The sequence below is a fragment of the Pseudomonas sp. P1_F7 genome, from assembly GCF_056405655.1.
This window is the reverse complement of record NZ_JBFUBR010000005.1, coordinates 315,454-330,477: the sequence shown is the minus strand read 5'-3', so window position 1 is coordinate 330,477 and position 15,024 is coordinate 315,454. Positions and strand designations below refer to the sequence as shown.

At 61.2% G+C, this 15,024-nt stretch carries 12 protein-coding genes; 3 read left to right on the top strand and 9 right to left on the bottom strand.

From position 1 onward, the window contains the following. Positions 1-49 precede the first annotated feature (49 nt). From phaC (AC1D1M_RS09885) to AC1D1M_RS09845, 9 genes are all read right to left on the bottom strand, one after another. Positions 50-1,732, bottom strand: coding sequence for a class II poly(R)-hydroxyalkanoic acid synthase (gene phaC / locus AC1D1M_RS09885; protein WP_477775497.1), 1,683 nt, complete (start codon positions 1,730-1,732; stop codon positions 50-52). Between the two features lie 115 nt (positions 1,733-1,847). Next, complete coding sequence (phaZ, locus tag AC1D1M_RS09880) at positions 1,848-2,702, bottom strand: poly(3-hydroxyalkanoate) depolymerase (protein ID WP_007975576.1); 855 nt, start codon at positions 2,700-2,702, stop codon at positions 1,848-1,850. A gap of 162 nt (positions 2,703-2,864) precedes the next feature. Beyond that, the gene (gene phaC, locus AC1D1M_RS09875) at positions 2,865-4,544 is read right to left on the bottom strand and encodes a class II poly(R)-hydroxyalkanoic acid synthase (RefSeq protein ID WP_477775496.1); all 1,680 of its coding nucleotides are present in this window, start codon (positions 4,542-4,544) and stop codon (positions 2,865-2,867) included. A gap of 259 nt (positions 4,545-4,803) precedes the next feature. Beyond that, a complete protein-coding gene (locus tag AC1D1M_RS09870; protein ID WP_108230757.1) occupies positions 4,804-5,175 on the bottom strand; it encodes a gamma-butyrobetaine hydroxylase family protein in 372 nt (123 codons plus the stop codon). 143 nt (positions 5,176-5,318) lie between these two features. Next, positions 5,319-6,656 (bottom strand): ATP-dependent protease ATPase subunit HslU, encoded by a 1,338-nt coding sequence (hslU, locus tag AC1D1M_RS09865; protein ID WP_477775495.1) that lies wholly within the window; start codon positions 6,654-6,656, stop codon positions 5,319-5,321. A 54-nt stretch (positions 6,657-6,710) separates the two neighbouring features. Continuing rightward, positions 6,711-7,241, bottom strand: coding sequence for an ATP-dependent protease subunit HslV (gene hslV / locus AC1D1M_RS09860; RefSeq protein ID WP_007975582.1), 531 nt, complete (start codon positions 7,239-7,241; stop codon positions 6,711-6,713). Between the two features lie 204 nt (positions 7,242-7,445). Beyond that, positions 7,446-8,153 (bottom strand): SPOR domain-containing protein, encoded by a 708-nt coding sequence (locus AC1D1M_RS09855; protein WP_477775494.1) that lies wholly within the window; start codon positions 8,151-8,153, stop codon positions 7,446-7,448. A 1-nt stretch (position 8,154) separates the two neighbouring features. Next, positions 8,155-9,891 (bottom strand): arginine--tRNA ligase, encoded by a 1,737-nt coding sequence (argS, locus tag AC1D1M_RS09850; RefSeq protein WP_477775493.1) that lies wholly within the window; start codon positions 9,889-9,891, stop codon positions 8,155-8,157. 183 nt (positions 9,892-10,074) lie between these two features. Continuing rightward, complete coding sequence (locus AC1D1M_RS09845) at positions 10,075-12,294, bottom strand: primosomal protein N' (RefSeq protein ID WP_477775492.1); 2,220 nt, start codon at positions 12,292-12,294, stop codon at positions 10,075-10,077. A gap of 196 nt (positions 12,295-12,490) precedes the next feature. On the opposite strand from AC1D1M_RS09845, the gene rpmE reads away from it, so the two are divergent. The 3 genes from rpmE (at position 12,491) to AC1D1M_RS09830 (ending at position 14,984) form a co-directional block, all read left to right on the top strand. Then, positions 12,491-12,709 carry a 50S ribosomal protein L31 gene (gene rpmE, locus AC1D1M_RS09840; protein WP_007975586.1) on the top strand — a complete coding sequence of 73 codons (219 nt, stop codon included), beginning with the start codon at positions 12,491-12,493 and terminating at the stop codon, positions 12,707-12,709. A 35-nt stretch (positions 12,710-12,744) separates the two neighbouring features. After that, positions 12,745-13,533: a thermonuclease family protein gene (locus tag AC1D1M_RS09835; protein ID WP_477775491.1), complete on the top strand. Its 789-nt coding sequence runs from the start codon at positions 12,745-12,747 to the stop codon at positions 13,531-13,533. 182 nt (positions 13,534-13,715) lie between these two features. Then, a complete protein-coding gene (locus tag AC1D1M_RS09830; RefSeq protein ID WP_056725708.1) occupies positions 13,716-14,984 on the top strand; it encodes a malic enzyme-like NAD(P)-binding protein in 1,269 nt (422 codons plus the stop codon). Positions 14,985-15,024: the final 40 nt, after the last annotated feature.

Sequence of the window (15,024 nt, the reverse complement as noted above, 5' to 3'; positions counted from 1 at the left end):
TAATGATCGGGTCTTGCCACGGCCGGTAGAGGCCGTGGCGCGTTGAACGTCAGCGCACGCGCACGTAAGTACCGGGTGCTGCCTCCATCGGTGGGTAGTTCTGGTTGCCAAGCGCCATGTGGGTATCCTTCTGCGCGCCGGAGCGTTCCTGAATCCAGCTCAGCCATTGGGTCCACCAACTGCCGTCGACATGCTTGGCGTCGTAGTACCAGGCACGGGGGTCGCTGCTCAGTTTGCCGTTCTCGACGTAGTTGGCTTTCGGATTGCTCGGCGGGTTGAGGATGCTCTGTACATGTCCGCTGTTGGACAGCACGAAGCGCCGCTCACCACCGAGCAGCAGCGTAGAGCGATACACCGCATCCCAAGGCGTGATGTGATCGTTGATGCCGGCGACGCTGAAGCTGTCGACGGTAACCTTCTGCAAATCGATTGGCGTACCACACACTTCCAGCCCGCCCGGGTGGGTCAGCGGGTTGTGCTTGAAGAAGTCCAGCAGGTCGCCATGCAGGGCCGCCGGCAGGCGCGTGTTGTCGTTGTTCCAGTAGAGGATGTCGAACGCCGGTGGCTCCTTGCCCAACAGGTAGTTGTTGACGAAGTAGCTCCAGATCAAATCGTTGGGGCGCATCCAGGCGAAGACCTTGGCCATGTCGCGGCCGTCCAGCACACCTTTCTGATAGGAGCGGCGCTTGGCAGACTCCAGAGTCTGTTCGTCGGCGAACAGCGAAGCGGGGCTGTCCAGCTGGCTGTCGAGCAGGCTCACCAGATACGTCGCGCTGGACACCCTGCGCAGCTGCCGTTTGGCCTGCAAGTGGCCTTGCAACGCGGCAATGGTCAGCCCGCCGGCGCAGGCGCCCATCAGGTTGACCTCGCGTGCGCCAGTGATCGCCCGGCAGACATTCATGGCCTCTTCCACGGCTTCCACGTAGGTCGAGAGCCCCCATTCGCGGTGACGCACATCCGGGTTGCGCCAGCTGATCATGAAGGTTTGCAGGCCGTTTTTGAGAGCGTACTGGACGAAACTGTTGTGGGGGCTCAGATCGAAAATGTAGTACTTGTTGATTTGCGGCGGCACCACCAGCAGGGGCTTGGAGTACTGTTTTTCGCTCATCGGCTTGTACTGGATCAACTCCAGCAGTTCGTTGCGAAACACTACGGCACCGGTGGTGGTGGCGACCGTCTTGCCGACCTCGAACGCTTGCTTGGTGACCTGTCGGGGCAGGCCGTCGTTGTGCAGCAGATCGTCCACCAAATGGCTGATGCCACGCACCAGGCTGTTACCGCCGGAATTGAAGAGCTCCTTGACCGCCAGTGGATTGAGCAGGGTGTTGGAGGGCGATACGGCATCGTTGAGCAGGGCGAAAGCGAAGTGGGCGCGGGCGCGGTCGTCCGGGCTCATGTTGCTCTCGTCGATCCAGCTTTTGACCTGTTTCTGCCAGCTCAGATAGGCCTGCAGGCTGCGGCGATAAAACGGGTTGAGGCTCCACGCCGGATCGGCGAAGCGAGCGTCCTGCGGGTTGGTCGGGTGCAGGGTTTCGCCCAGCAGCACACGGCCAAGCTGACCGCCGAGTTTGAGGGCATGTCGGGCGCTGTGTACCGGATTGCGCAAGCCATGGGCGGCCACACTGCGCAGGGTCGACAACAGATCCCGACCGCGCAGGCCGGTAATCGCACTCTGTGCATTGATGAACGCGGCGGGAGTCGGTAGGGAATCCCTCGCTGGTTTCTCGCGCATGAGTCAACACTCCTTCGTCTTCAGGCCAAAAACAAATACACCGAACCAGAACACCATAGACGCTGTAACGGATTGTTGCGCGGCGTGGCATCCTGCCGACCGCTGATGCAGCGGTTTAGCTGCCCAATGGCGCCGGACGCGGGTGCATTACCGCGCGCTGGCGCTCCTCTTCCAGGAATTTCATGATGATCGGGGCCACCGCTTCGGCCCGGGTAATCAGGAACAGATGCCCGTCATCGATGATGTGCAACTGGGCGTTGGGAATCCGCCAGGCCAGCAAGCGCATGTTGACCAACGGGATCAGTGGGTCATCGTCGCCGGCCAGTACCAGGGTCGGCTGGCGGATCTTGTGCAGCCAGTGGATGCTGGTCCAGCCGAGGCCGGCGAACAGCTGCCAGTAGTAACCGAGCTTGCCCGCCGAACGCACCTTGGCCGCATGGCTCGCGGCCAGTGTCGGGTCGCGACGGAAAGCGCCGCCGTAGATCATCGGTGCAATACGGATCACGTGGGATGGCTGGATGTAACGCCGAGGGCTGGCCATCATCCACAGCACTTTCGGCTTGCCCGGCACCATCACCGCACCCGCCGCCGTCGCCGCCAGCACGAGTTTCTTGCAGCGCTCCGGATAGTCGTAGGCGAACTGTTGGGCCAGGGCGCCACCCCAGGACACGCCGATGACGTTGACCTGCCCATAGTCGAGATAGTCGAGCATGCGTGCCGTGAGTTTCGCCAGCCCCGGGAAACGATACGGCCGGTTCGGTGTCGACGAACCGCCGACGCCGGGTACGTCGAAGGCGATGACTTCCAGGTCCGGGTCCAGCGCCGCGATGAACGGGAACACCAGCTCCAGGTTGGCGCCGATGCCGTTGAAAATCAGCAGGGGCGTCAAGTGAGGCTTGCCGGGGCGTACCGCCGTGCGGAGCGTCTGGCCATCCAGATCGACGGTACGGAATATGAAGGGTTGCGGCATGCTTCTGGCCCTGTGGGTCGCTCTCTTGAATTCTTCCCTGATCCCCTGTAGGAGCGAGCTTGCTCGCGAAAAACGTGAGGGCAACGCGTTATCCAAGCAGCACGCGTTATCGTTAACGTCCATCGCGAGCAAGCTCGCTCCTACAGGGGCGGGGTGTGTCAGTTACCGCTCGTGTACATAAGTGCCCGGTGCGGCTTCACCCGCTGGATAGGCTTTGTTGCCCAATTTCAGCGGAGCTTTTTTCAGGTTGCCCGAACGCTGTGCCTGCCATGCCTGCCAGTGCAGCCACCAGGAGTCGGCGTGCTTGGTCGACTCTTCCTGCCAGTCATCGGCATTGGCGGGCATTTCGGTGCTGGTCATGTAGCGCGATTTCGGATTGCCCGGCGGGTTCAGAATGCTCTGGATGTGCCCGCTGCTGGACAGCACGAATTCAACATTGCCGCCGAACAGTTGCGCCGACTTGTAGCAGGAGCGCCACGGAGTGATGTGGTCGGTGGTGCCGGCCAGCGAGAAGATGTCGGCGGTGACCTTCTTCAGGTCGATCGGCGTGCCGCACACTTCCAGTGCATCGGCGCGGGTCAACGGGTTACTTTTGAACATTTCGATCAGGTCACCATGGAACGCCGCGGGCAACCGGGTGGTGTCGTTGTTCCAGAACAGAATGTCGAATACCGGCGGCTCGTTGCCCAGCAGGTAGTTGTTGACCCAGTAGTTCCAGATCAGGTCGTTGGGACGCATCCAGGCGAAGACCTTGGCCATGTCGCGGCCTTCGAGGACGCCGGCCTGGTACGATTGGCGCTTTGCGGCTTCGAGGGTTTGCTCGTCGACGAACAGGGCCACGTCGCTGTCCAGGGTGGTGTCGAGCACGCTGACCAGCAGGGTCAGGGCGTTGACCTTGTTCTCGCCGATGGCCGCGTAGTGGCCCAGCAGCGCGGTGCAGGTGATGCCGCCGGAGCAGGCACCGAGCATGTTCACGTCTTTACTGCCGGTGATGGCGGTGACCACATCGACCGCTTCCTTGAGCGCTTCGATGTAGGTCGACAGGCCCCACTCGCGCTGCTCTTTGGTCGGGTTGCGCCAACTGACAATGAAGGTCTGCACGTTGTTGCGCAGGCAGAACCGCGCCAGGCTTTTTTCCGGGCTCAGGTCAAAGACATAGAACTTGTTGATCTGCGGCGGTACCACCAGCAGTGGGCGTTCATACACCTGCTCGGTGATCGGCTTGTACTGGATCAACTCCAGCACGTCGTTGCGAAAGACCACCGCACCCTCGGTCACGCCAAGGGTCTTGCCGACCTCGAATGCGCCCATGTTGACCTGACTCGGCATGCCGCCGTTGTGCACCAGGTCCTTGGCCAGATGCGAGAGGCCATCGAGCAGGCTTTTACCACCGGTTTCGAAGAAGCGCTTGACCGCCGCCGGGTTGGCCGCCGTGTTGGTCGGGGCGAAGGCCTCGGTCATGAGGTTGATCACGAAGTGCCCGCGACTGACGTCCTTGGCCGGCAGGTTGCTGTCGTCGATCCAGTCGTGGAGTTCCTTGCGCCACGCCAGGTAGGTTTGCAGATAACGTTTGTAGAGCGGGTTCTGGCTCCAGGCCGGATCCGCGAAGCGACGGTCATCGCTGGTCGGTTGCAGTTCGGATTTACCGAACAGCACATTTTTGAGTTCAAGGCCGAAATGCGCAACATGCTTCGCGCTGTGCACGGGTTGCCTGATGGCCTGCCTGAGCACCATTCGAGCAGAAGCCAGTAGATCCTTTCCACGCAGCCCAACGACAGGATTCAGCCCCAAGGTGTTTTCCGAGGCTTGACTCTTCAAGTCATCGTTATTCTTGTTACTCATCTACGACGCTCCATTGTCCTGAGACGAGTACCGGGTCCTGCTGTGTAGTCACACAGCCAATGCCAGGTACTACTGCTCGGGGTGACCGTTAATACTGCATCGCTGCTTTTTTAATGCAGAGAGCACTGCAGGGAACTTGCCAATTCCATTGGTTACCCGAGTTTAATTTTTTTCGCAAGCAGGCCAATCCGCGGCCCTGAAGCGGAGCATTCAAACAGATGAAATTAGAAAATGCCCTCTAATGAGCAAGAGGCTCGGATTAGAGCATCAGTTTGACGACGGATTCGTTCGGATCGCGGGTTTTTCCGGCGGCTTTCAGCTCGGCCAAATAGTCTTCCCAAAGTGCGTCATAACGTCGCGCCAGTTCGTAGAGGTATTCCCAGGTGAACAGACCGCTGTCGTGACCGTCATCGAAGGTCAGTTTCAGTGCGTACTGACCGGCCGGTTCTACCTTGGTCAGGCCTACGTTGATCTTGCCAAATTGCAGGATGGGTTTGCCGTGGCCCTGGACCTCGGCGGAAGGAGAGTGCACGCGCAGGAACTCGGCGGGCAGGGTGTATTCCTCGCCCGACGCGTATTTCAGCGACAGGGTTTTCGAGGCTTTGTGCAGCTTGATGTCGGTGGGGATCATGGCCGGATGTCCGTCTTGTGCAGAACCTTGTGGGAGCGAGCTTGCTCGCGATAGCGGTATCAGATTCAACATCTATGTCGAATGAGATGGCCTCATCGCGAGCAAGCTCGCTCCCACAGGATCTCTATCGCTGTAAGTATGGCTTACAGGATATAACGGGACAGGTCTTCGTTCTCTGCCAATTCGCCCAGGTGGCTGTTGACGTAGTCGGCGTCGATCAGGATCACCTTGTCGTCATGGGCGCTGGCCAGGTCGCCGGCGCTGAACGACACCTCTTCGAGCAGGCGCTCGAGCAAGGTGTGCAGGCGACGGGCGCCGATGTTTTCGGTTTTCTCGTTGACCTGCCAGGCGATCTCCGCGATGCGCTTGATGCCGCTCGGCTGGAACTCGATGGCCAGGCCTTCGGTTTTCAGCAGGGCGCAATATTGCTCGGTGAGCGAAGCGTGGGGCTCGCTGAGGATGCGTTCGAAGTCTTCCGGGCTCAGGGCCTTGAGTTCGACACGAATCGGCAGGCGGCCTTGCAGCTCGGGCACCAGGTCGCTCGGCTTGCTCAGGTGGAACGCGCCGGAAGCAATGAACAGGATGTGGTCAGTCTTGACCATGCCCAGCTTGGTGTTGACGGTGCAGCCTTCGATCAGCGGCAGCAAGTCGCGCTGCACGCCTTCGCGGGACACATCGACGCCACCGGAATTACCGCGCTTGGCGACCTTGTCGATTTCGTCGATGAACACGATGCCGTGCTGCTCGACCGCTTCCAGGGCCTTGGCCTTCAACTCTTCATCGTTCACCAGGCGGCTGGCCTCTTCGTCGCGCACCAGCTTGAGCGCTTCCTTGACCTTGAGTTTGCGGCTCTTGCGCTTGCCCTTGCCCATGTTGGCGAACAGGCTCTGCAACTGGTTGGTCATTTCTTCCATGCCCGGTGGCGCGGAGATATCGACGCCGGCCATTTCGGCGACCTCGATTTCGATCTCCTTGTCATCCAGCTGACCCTCGCGCAGGCGCTTGCGGAACAGCTGGCGGGTGTTGGAGTCGGCAGTCGGGGCATCGTCGTTGCTGAAACCCATGCGTGCCGGTGGCAGCAGGGCGTCGAGGATGCGCTCTTCGGCGGCGTCTTCGGCGCGGTGGCGAACCTTGACGATTTCCTGCTCGCGCAGCAGCTTGATCGCGGCATCGGCCAGGTCACGAATGATCGATTCGACGTCGCGGCCGACATAGCCGACTTCGGTGAACTTGGTCGCTTCGACCTTGATGAACGGCGCATTGGCCAGTTTTGCCAGGCGACGGGCGATCTCGGTTTTACCGACACCGGTCGGGCCGATCATCAGGATGTTCTTGGGTGTTACTTCAACACGCAGCTCTTCCGGCAGCTGCATCCGACGCCAGCGGTTACGCAGGGCAATGGCGACGGCGCGCTTGGCATCGTCCTGGCCGATGATGTGGCGGTTGAGTTCGTGGACGATTTCACGGGGAGTCATGGACATAATATTTAAAGGACCTCAAGCAAGAATGAGCCGTGGCACGGGGCCGAAACAGGCTTACTCGGCGCAGTCCTGCTCCTCAATGGTCTGGGTGTGGTTGGTGAATACACAGATGTCGCCGGCGATACCGAGGGCGGTTTCGACGATCTCACGGGCCGACAGATCAGTCTTTTTCAGCAGTGCGCTGGCAGCCGCTTGAGCGTAAGCGCCGCCGGAGCCCATGGCGATCAAACCGTCTTCAGGCTCAACCACATCGCCGTTGCCGGTGATGATCAGGGAGGCGTCTTTGTTGGCGACCGCGAGCATGGCTTCGAGGCGGCTCAGGGAGCGGTCGGTGCGCCATTCTTTGGCGAGTTCGACGGCGGCGCGCACCAGGTGGCCTTGATGTTTCTCAAGTTGGCCTTCGAAGCGTTCGAAGAGGGTAAAGGCGTCAGCGGTGGCACCGGCAAAACCGGCGATGACCTGGCCGTGGTACAGGCGGCGAACTTTTTTCGCGTTGCCTTTCATCACGGTATTACCAAGGGAAACCTGGCCGTCGCCGCCCATGACGACTTTGCCGTGGCGGCGAACTGAAACGATGGTGGTCAAGGGAAGAGTCTCCACGCAGCGGGGCGAAAATGCCTTATGCCCATTCATATGGGGGTGCCGGAGTGGATTTCAACTGTAGGGAGGGAGAGGGGACGGGCGGCGTGTTGCAAATGGAGATATGTGGTGCGCTCCCACAGGGTTAGCGTAAACCCTGTGGGAGCGAGCTTGCTCGCGATGAACGATGACGCGGTAGTTCTGAAGGGATCAGCGGCTCTGGCGTTGTTGTAACAACAAATTGCTGAAGCCTGCGCCTGCCAATTGTTTCTGCGCCGTAGTCAGTTGTTCGCGGTTGCTGAACGGTCCGACCAGCACCCGATACCAGGTTTCGTCTTTAACCGTGCCGGACTCAACCGAGACAGCCTGGCCCAGCAGAATGATCTGCGCCCGAACCTTGTCCGCATCAGTCTCTTTGCGGAACGAGCCAGCCTGCAGGAAAAACTTCGTCACAGGCGCCGCCTTGACCGGAGGCGCTGGCGGAGGCGTGATCCCGGCCAATGCAGCCTGGGCGCGAGCCGTGTCGATCTTCGCCGCTTCGGCCGGGGTGACCGGCGTGGTCGGGATGGCCGGCACTTGTGGCGTCGGCAGGGTTTTTTCCGGCACGGCATCCGGCGGCACGATGACTTCCGATTCCGGCAGCAAGGTGTAGAAGTCGTACTTCGGCTTCACCGGTTGCGTCGGGCTCGGCGGGGTTTTGTTGGCCTCGGCGATCTTGCTGGCTTTCTGCTGTTGCTCGACTTTCTCACGCTTGACCGTGTCGCTGCCCTTGCCCGGTTCCAGCTTCATCAAAAACACAAGGAAGGCACCGACCGTCAGGCCGATCGCCATCCACAACCAACCCGGGATCGGTTGCTTTGCAGGAGCTTGGTAACGGCTGGCGCCACGCTTGGGTGCAGGTTTTTTCTTGGCAGCCAACTTACATACGCTCCAGAGTTTCCAGGCCCAAGAGTTCCAGGCCTTGCTTGAGGGTGCGTCCGGTCAGCGCGGCGAGGCGCAGGCGGCTCTGCATTTGTGCCGGGGTATCGGCGGCGAGGATCGGGCAGTTCTCGTAGAAGCTGGAGAACAGGCCGGCGACGTCGTACAGGTAAGTGCAAAGGATGTGCGGGGTGCCTTTTTCGGACACGTTGTTCAGGATTTCACCGAACTGCGCGAGTTTCGCCGCCAGCTCGTGTTCGTGCGCCGCTTCCAGAACGATCTGGCCGTCGACTTCGCTGAAGTCCTTGCCGAGCTTGCGGAACACCCCGGCCACGCGGGTGTAGGCGTACAGCAGGTACGGCGCGGTGTTGCCTTCGAAGTTCAGCATCAGGTCGAAGTTGAAGCTGTAGTCGCTGGTGCGGTGCTTGGACAGGTCGGCGTATTTCACTGCGCCGATGCCCACGACCTTGGCGATGTTGCGCAACTCGGCTTCGGCCAGCTCCGGATTCTTGTCCTTGACCAGGGTGTAGGCGCGCTCCTGGGCTTCGGTCAGCAGGTCGATCAGTTTCACGGTGCCACCATCACGGGTCTTGAACGGACGACCGTCCGCGCCGTTCATGGTGCCGAAGCCCATGTGTTCCATTTCCATCGGATGGGTCACGAAACCGGCCTTGCGTGCAACAGCGAACACTTGCTGGAAGTGCAGGGCCTGACGCTGGTCGACGAAGTACAGCGCACGATCGGCCTTGAGCTTGCCGCTGCGGTAGCGCACGGCCGCCAGGTCGGTGGTGGCGTAGAGGTAGCCGCCGTCGGCCTTGACGATGATCACCGGCAGCGGGTCGCCGTCGGCATTCTTGAACTCGTCAAGGAACACGCACTGGGCGCCGTTGCTCTCGACCAGCATGCCTGCGGCCTTGAGGTCGTTGACCACGTTGATCAGGTCGTCGTTGTAGGCGCTTTCGCCCATCACGTCGGCCATGGTCAGTTTGACGTTAAGCAGTTCGTAGATCTTCTGGCAGTGGGACAGCGAGATGTCCTTGAACTTGGTCCACAGCGCCAGGCAGTCGGCATCGCCGGCTTGCAACTTGACCACCAGGCCGCGGGCGCGGTCGGCGAACTCTGCGGATTCGTCGAAGCGCTGCTTGGCGGCGCGGTAGAAGTTCTCCAGGTCCGACAGCTCGTCGCTGGTGATCGGGTTTTCCTGCAGGTAAGCCATCAGCATGCCGAACTGGGTGCCCCAGTCGCCGACGTGGTTCTGCCGGATCACGGTGTCGCCGAGGAATTCCAGCACACGGGCCACGCCGTCGCCGATGATGGTCGAACGCAAGTGGCCGACGTGCATCTCTTTGGCCAGGTTCGGTGCCGACAGGTCGACCACGGTGCGCTGTACCGGGCCGGCTTTGCGCACGCCGATGTGGGCGTCGGCCAGGGCGGCATCCAGGCGGGTCGCCAGGGCATCGGTGTTCTGGAAGAAGTTCAGGAAGCCAGGGCCGGCGATTTCGGTCTTGGCGACGTTTTCGTCAGCCGGCAGCGCAGCGATGATTTTTTCCGCCAGATCGCGCGGCTTCATGCCGGCCGGCTTGGCCAGCATCATGGCGATGTTGCTGGCGAAATCGCCGTTCTTCTTGTCGCGGGAGTTTTCCACCTGGATCGCCGGCGACAGGCCTTCAGGCAACACACCTTCGTTGACGAGTTGGGTGATAGCTTGTTGGATCAGCTGGCGAATGGTGTCTTTCATGGTCTTCTCTTTCGACCGCAAGCGCGGCGGCGCATCATGCGCTGGTGGAAAAACTGGGCATTATCCGTTGCGAAGACGGGCTTGCCAACCTTAGCAGGCAGGATATGGATGTGTGGTGACAAAAGAGGCAAAGATCGCAGGGTAGGAGCTGCCGAAGGCTGCGATCTTTTGATCTTGACCTTCTTAATACAAATCCACCGGATCAACATCCATAGACCAACGCACCGCCCGCCCGCTCGGCATCTGCTCCAGCACCAGCAACCAACTGGCCAGTAATCGATGTAAGGGTGCCCGCGCCGTAGCCTGCAACAGCAGCTGCGCACGATAACGCCCGGCCCGGCGCTCCATCGGTGCCGGGACTGGTCCCAATAACTCGATCCCCGTCAGATTCTGCTCGGCCAGCAAACGCTCCGCCTCGCTGCAAGCCTCATCCAGGAAGCCCTCGGCCTGACCCGGTTTATGCGCCTCGGCCCGCAGCAGCGCCAGGTGCGCAAATGGCGGCAATCCCGCCGCACGGCGTTCGCTCAAGGCCTGTTCGGCAAAAGCGAAATAGCCTTGCTCGGTCAGTTGCACCAGCAGCGGATGGTCGGCCAGGTGCGTCTGGATAATCACCTTGCCCGGCTCTTCGGCGCGGCCTGCGCGGCCGGCGACCTGGACGATAAGCTGAGCCATGCGCTCGCTGGCGCGGAAGTCACCGGAGAACAGGCCGCCGTCGGCGTCGAGGATCGACACCAGCGTCACCCGTGGAAAGTGGTGGCCTTTGGCAAGCATCTGCGTGCCGATCAGGATGCATGGCTGGCCTTTTTGAATGGTCGCGAACAACTGGTTCATCGCATCCTTGCGTGATGTGCTGTCGCGGTCGACCCGCAGCACCGGATAGTCCGGGAACAGAATCGCCAGGCGCTCCTCGGCCCGTTCGGTGCCGGCGCCAACGGGACGCAGATCGACCTTGTTGCACTTCGGGCACTGGCGCGGCACACGTTCGACGTAGCCGCAATGGTGGCAGCGCAACTCGCCGTAGCGCTGATGCACGGTCATGCGCGCGTCACAGCGCTGGCACTCGGACATCCAGCCACAGTCATGGCACAGCAGGGTCGGGGCGAAGCCGCGGCGGTTGAGGAACACCAGGACTTGTTGTCCGGCGGCCAGGGTCTGGCCGATGGCTTGTTGCATCGGCCCGGAAATGCCGCTGTCCAGCGGGCGGCTTTTGACATCCAGACGCAGGAAACGCGGCTGCTTGGCGCCGCCGGCGCGCTCGTTCAAGCGCAGGAGTCCGTAGCGGCCGGTGTAGGCGTTGTGCAGGCTTTCCAGCGAAGGGGTGGCGGAACCGAGGACAATCGGGATGTTTTCCTGTCGTGCCCGTACCAGTGCCAGATCACGGGCGTGGTAGCGCAAACCTTCCTGTTGTTTATAGGAGCCGTCGTGCTCTTCGTCGATGATGATCAGGCCGGGGTTCTTCATCGGTGTGAACAGGGCCGAGCGGGTGCCGATAATGATGTCGGCCTCACCGTCCCGGGCGGCCAGCCAGGCCTCGAGGCGTTCGCGGTCATTGACCGCCGAATGGATCAGCGCGATACGGGCATTGAAGCGCTGTTCGAAGCGCGCCAGGGTCTGCGGGCCGAGATTGATTTCCGGGATCAGCACCAGCGCTTGCTTGCCGGCCTCGAGGGTTTCGCGGATCAGCTGTAAATAGACTTCGGTCTTGCCGCTGCCGGTGACGCCGGCCAGCAAAAACGCGTGATAACTGTCGAAACCGGCGCGAATCGCCTCATAGGCGGCGCGTTGCTCCGGGTTAAGCGGCAGTTCCGGTTGCGCCAGCCAGTGTTCCTGGCGTACGCCCGGGGCGTGGCGGCGGATCTCGACCTGCACCAGCTCCTTGGCCAGCAGCAAATCCAGGCTGTCCTTGCTCAGCATCAATTTGCTCAGCAACTGATGGGCGACGCCGTGGGGATGCTGGGCCAGCGTGGCCAGGGCTTCGCGCTGGCGCGGGGCACGGGCGATGCGCGGATCATCGAGGCTGGCGCCCGGCGCGGCGGACCAGAAACGCTCCTGGCGCGCTTCGGCCAGCTCACCCTGGCGCAGCAAAACCGGCAGCGCCCAGCTCAAGGTGTCGCCGAGGCTGTGCTGGTAATACTGGGACGTCCACAGGCACAGCTTGAACAGCGCGGTCGGCAGCGGTGGCGTAGCGTCGAGCAGGGCCAGGGCCGGCTTGAGCTTCTCGGCCGGCACTTCGCTGGTGTTGGTGACTTCCACCAGAATCCCGATCATCTCGCGCCGGCCGAACGGCACCCGCAGGCGCATGCCGGGGTGCAACTGGGCGCGCAGGACGCCGGCCGGGGCGCGGTAGTCGAACAGGCGGCGTAGCGGCGAAGGCAGGGCGAGGCGCAGAATGGCGTCGGGCACGCGGGGGATCTCGATAAGCAGAAAAAAACAGCAGGCTCGCTCCCACAGGGGCGGCGATCTGGCCGGGAGCCTAGCAGACGGTCGGTAGAAGCGACAGCTTGCGTGAATGGGATTGTCTGGTAGAATCCGCGGCCTAATTACGTGCGGTATTCAACAATAGTGTTGGGTGGCGGCACGCTAGCCTGAGGAAAACACCATGAAAGCTGATATCCATCCAGAATACCCAGCAGTTGCTGTTACCTGCAGCTGCGGCAACAAGTTCGAAACCCGTTCGACCTTCGGCAAAGCCCTGGCGATCGACGTTTGCAACGAATGCCACCCGTTCTACACCGGTAAGCAGAAGACTCTGGACACCGGTGGTCGCGTACAGAAGTTCGCCGACCGTTTCGGTGCTTTCGGCGCGAAAAAGGCCTAAGGCCGATCAACTTGGGAAGCCGCTGCGGTTTTTCCATGCTGATGAAAAAGGCGTCCCTTGCGGGCGCCTTTTTTGTGTCTGCGATTTGGCTGTCTGGCGCCCAGGCCTTTTGCCCGGCGCCAAGCGGCTTGACGCCCGTCGCGGTGCAGCGGGTGGTGGATGGCGACACTCTGCACCTGAGCGATGGCCGCAATGTGCGCATGATCGGCTTGAACACGCCGGAGCTGGGCAAGAAGGGCCGTTCCGACGAACCGTTCGCCGTGGCCGCGCGCAAACGCCTCGAAGCCTTGGTGGCGGCGAGCGACGGTCAGGTTGGATTGCTGCCGGGTAAAGAAAGCAAGGACCATTACGGCCGCACCCTGGCCCATGTCTACGGTGCCGATGGCGCCAACCTCGAAGCGCAAGTGCTCGCCGAAGGCCTGGGTTTTCAGGTGGCCGTGGCGCCGAATGTCGATCTTGTCGCCTGTCAGCAGGCTGCGGAACGCAGCGCTCGCCAGGCCGGGCTCGGTGTATGGCGCCAGTCGCCTGTACTGAAAGCGGAGCAGATCAGCACTTCCGGTTTTGCCGTGCTCAGCGGTCGTGTGAGCAAGGTTCAACGCAATCGTGGCGGGGTTTGGATCGAGTTACAGGATTCGGTTGTATTGCGCGTTGCGCCCAATCTTCTGGGGCGGTTCGATGCAACTACGCTGGAAAGGCTCGAGGGCAAGCAAATAGAGGCGCGCGGCTGGGTCCTGGATCGTTCGCGGCGTGGCGGTCTCAAGGAGGGTCAGGCACGCTGGATGTTGCCCTTGACCGACCCGGCGATGCTTCAAACGGCACAGTGATAAAAAATTGTAGACATTTTTTCTGTCGATTGTGAACAGTCTATCCCTTATGTTCCGTGGCTCTTGGCCCAAAGTCGTAGGGCCGGGCGCTTGACAGGGGTGACCCGTCAGTCTTGTGGGGACTTTGCGAGGCGCGTATCCTCGCTGACCAGTCTGTCCAACAGTAAAAGCGGAATGCCAAAATGTCTGATCTGAAAACTGCCGCTCTCGAATATCACGCCAATCCTCGTCCAGGGAAGCTGAGTGTCGAGCTCACCAAGGCCACTGCTACCGCTCGCGACCTGTCGCTGGCGTACAGCCCGGGCGTAGCCGAACCAGTACGCGAGATCGCCCGCGATCCTGAACTGGCCTACAAGTACACCGGCAAAGGCAACCTGGTTGCAGTCATTTCCGATGGCACCGCGATTCTCGGCCTGGGTAACCTCGGCCCATTGGCTTCCAAGCCAGTGATGGAAGGTAAAGGCGTACTGTTCAAGCGCTTCGCCGGCATCGACGTTTTCGACATCGAAGTCGACTCCGAAAGCCCGCAAGCCTTCATCGACACCGTCAAGCGCATCTCCATCACCTTCGGTGGCATCAACCTGGAAGACATCAAGGCACCAGAGTGCTTTGAAATCGAACGCGCTCTGATCGAGCAGTGCGATATCCCGGTATTCCACGATGACCAGCACGGCACCGCTATCGTGACCGCTGCCGGCATGATCAACGCCCTGGAAATCGCTGGCAAAACCCTGCCGGAAGCCAAGATCGTTTGCCTGGGTGCCGGCGCCGCCGCCATCTCCTGCATGAAGTTGCTGGTGAGCATGGGCGCCAACATCGAAAACATCTACATGGTCGACCGTACCGGCGTGATCCACTCCGGCCGTGACGACCTGAACCAGTACAAGGCTGTATTCGCTCACGCGACCGACAAGCGCACCCTGGCTGACGCCCTGCAAGGCGCTGACGTGTTCGTTGGCCTGTCCGGCCCGAACCTGCTGAGCGCTGAAGGCCTGCTGTCGATGGCGCCTAACCCGATCGTGTTCGCCTGCTCCAACCCTGATCCGGAAATCTCCCCGGAACTGGCGCACGCCACTCGTAACGACGTGATCATGGCTACCGGTCGTTCCGACTACCCGAACCAGGTCAACAACGTACTGGGCTTCCCGTTCATCTTCCGTGGTGCCCTGGACGTTCGCGCCAAGCGCATCAACGAAGAAATGAAAGTGGCTGCGGCCAACGCCCTGCGTGAACTGGCCAAGCTGCCAGTACCTCAGGAAGTGTGCGACGCCTACGGCGGCATCAAGCTGGAATTCGGTCGTGAGTACATCATTCCGAAGCCAATGGATGCCCGCCTGATCACCCTGATCTCCGATGCCGTGGCTAAAGCCGCCATCGAGACCGGTGTGGCGACCCTGCCGTATCCGAAGAACTACCCGCTGAAAAGCGTGGATGACGTGTTCAACGGCTAAGCCGTTGTAGCGCTTCAACCGAAAGCCCCGGCTCGTAAGA

Excerpts from the sequence above, each read along its gene's own strand:
- phaZ (WP_007975576.1), bottom strand. The coding sequence starts at position 2,702 with ATGCCGCAACCCTTCATATTCCGTACCGTCGATCTGGATGGCCAGACG.
- AC1D1M_RS09835 (WP_477775491.1), top strand. The coding sequence starts at position 12,745 with ATGCTGATGAAAAAGGCGTCCCTTGCGGGCGCCTTTTTTGTGTCTGCG.
- argS (WP_477775493.1), bottom strand. The coding sequence starts at position 9,891 with ATGAAAGACACCATTCGCCAGCTGATCCAACAAGCTATCACCCAACTC.
- hslU (WP_477775495.1), bottom strand. The coding sequence starts at position 6,656 with ATGTCCATGACTCCCCGTGAAATCGTCCACGAACTCAACCGCCACATC.
- phaC (WP_477775497.1), bottom strand. The coding sequence starts at position 1,732 with ATGCGCGAGAAACCAGCGAGGGATTCCCTACCGACTCCCGCCGCGTTC.
- AC1D1M_RS09870 (WP_108230757.1), bottom strand. The coding sequence starts at position 5,175 with ATGATCCCCACCGACATCAAGCTGCACAAAGCCTCGAAAACCCTGTCG.
- phaC (WP_477775496.1), bottom strand. The coding sequence starts at position 4,544 with ATGAGTAACAAGAATAACGATGACTTGAAGAGTCAAGCCTCGGAAAAC.
- rpmE (WP_007975586.1), top strand. The coding sequence starts at position 12,491 with ATGAAAGCTGATATCCATCCAGAATACCCAGCAGTTGCTGTTACCTGC.
- AC1D1M_RS09830 (WP_056725708.1), top strand. The coding sequence starts at position 13,716 with ATGTCTGATCTGAAAACTGCCGCTCTCGAATATCACGCCAATCCTCGT.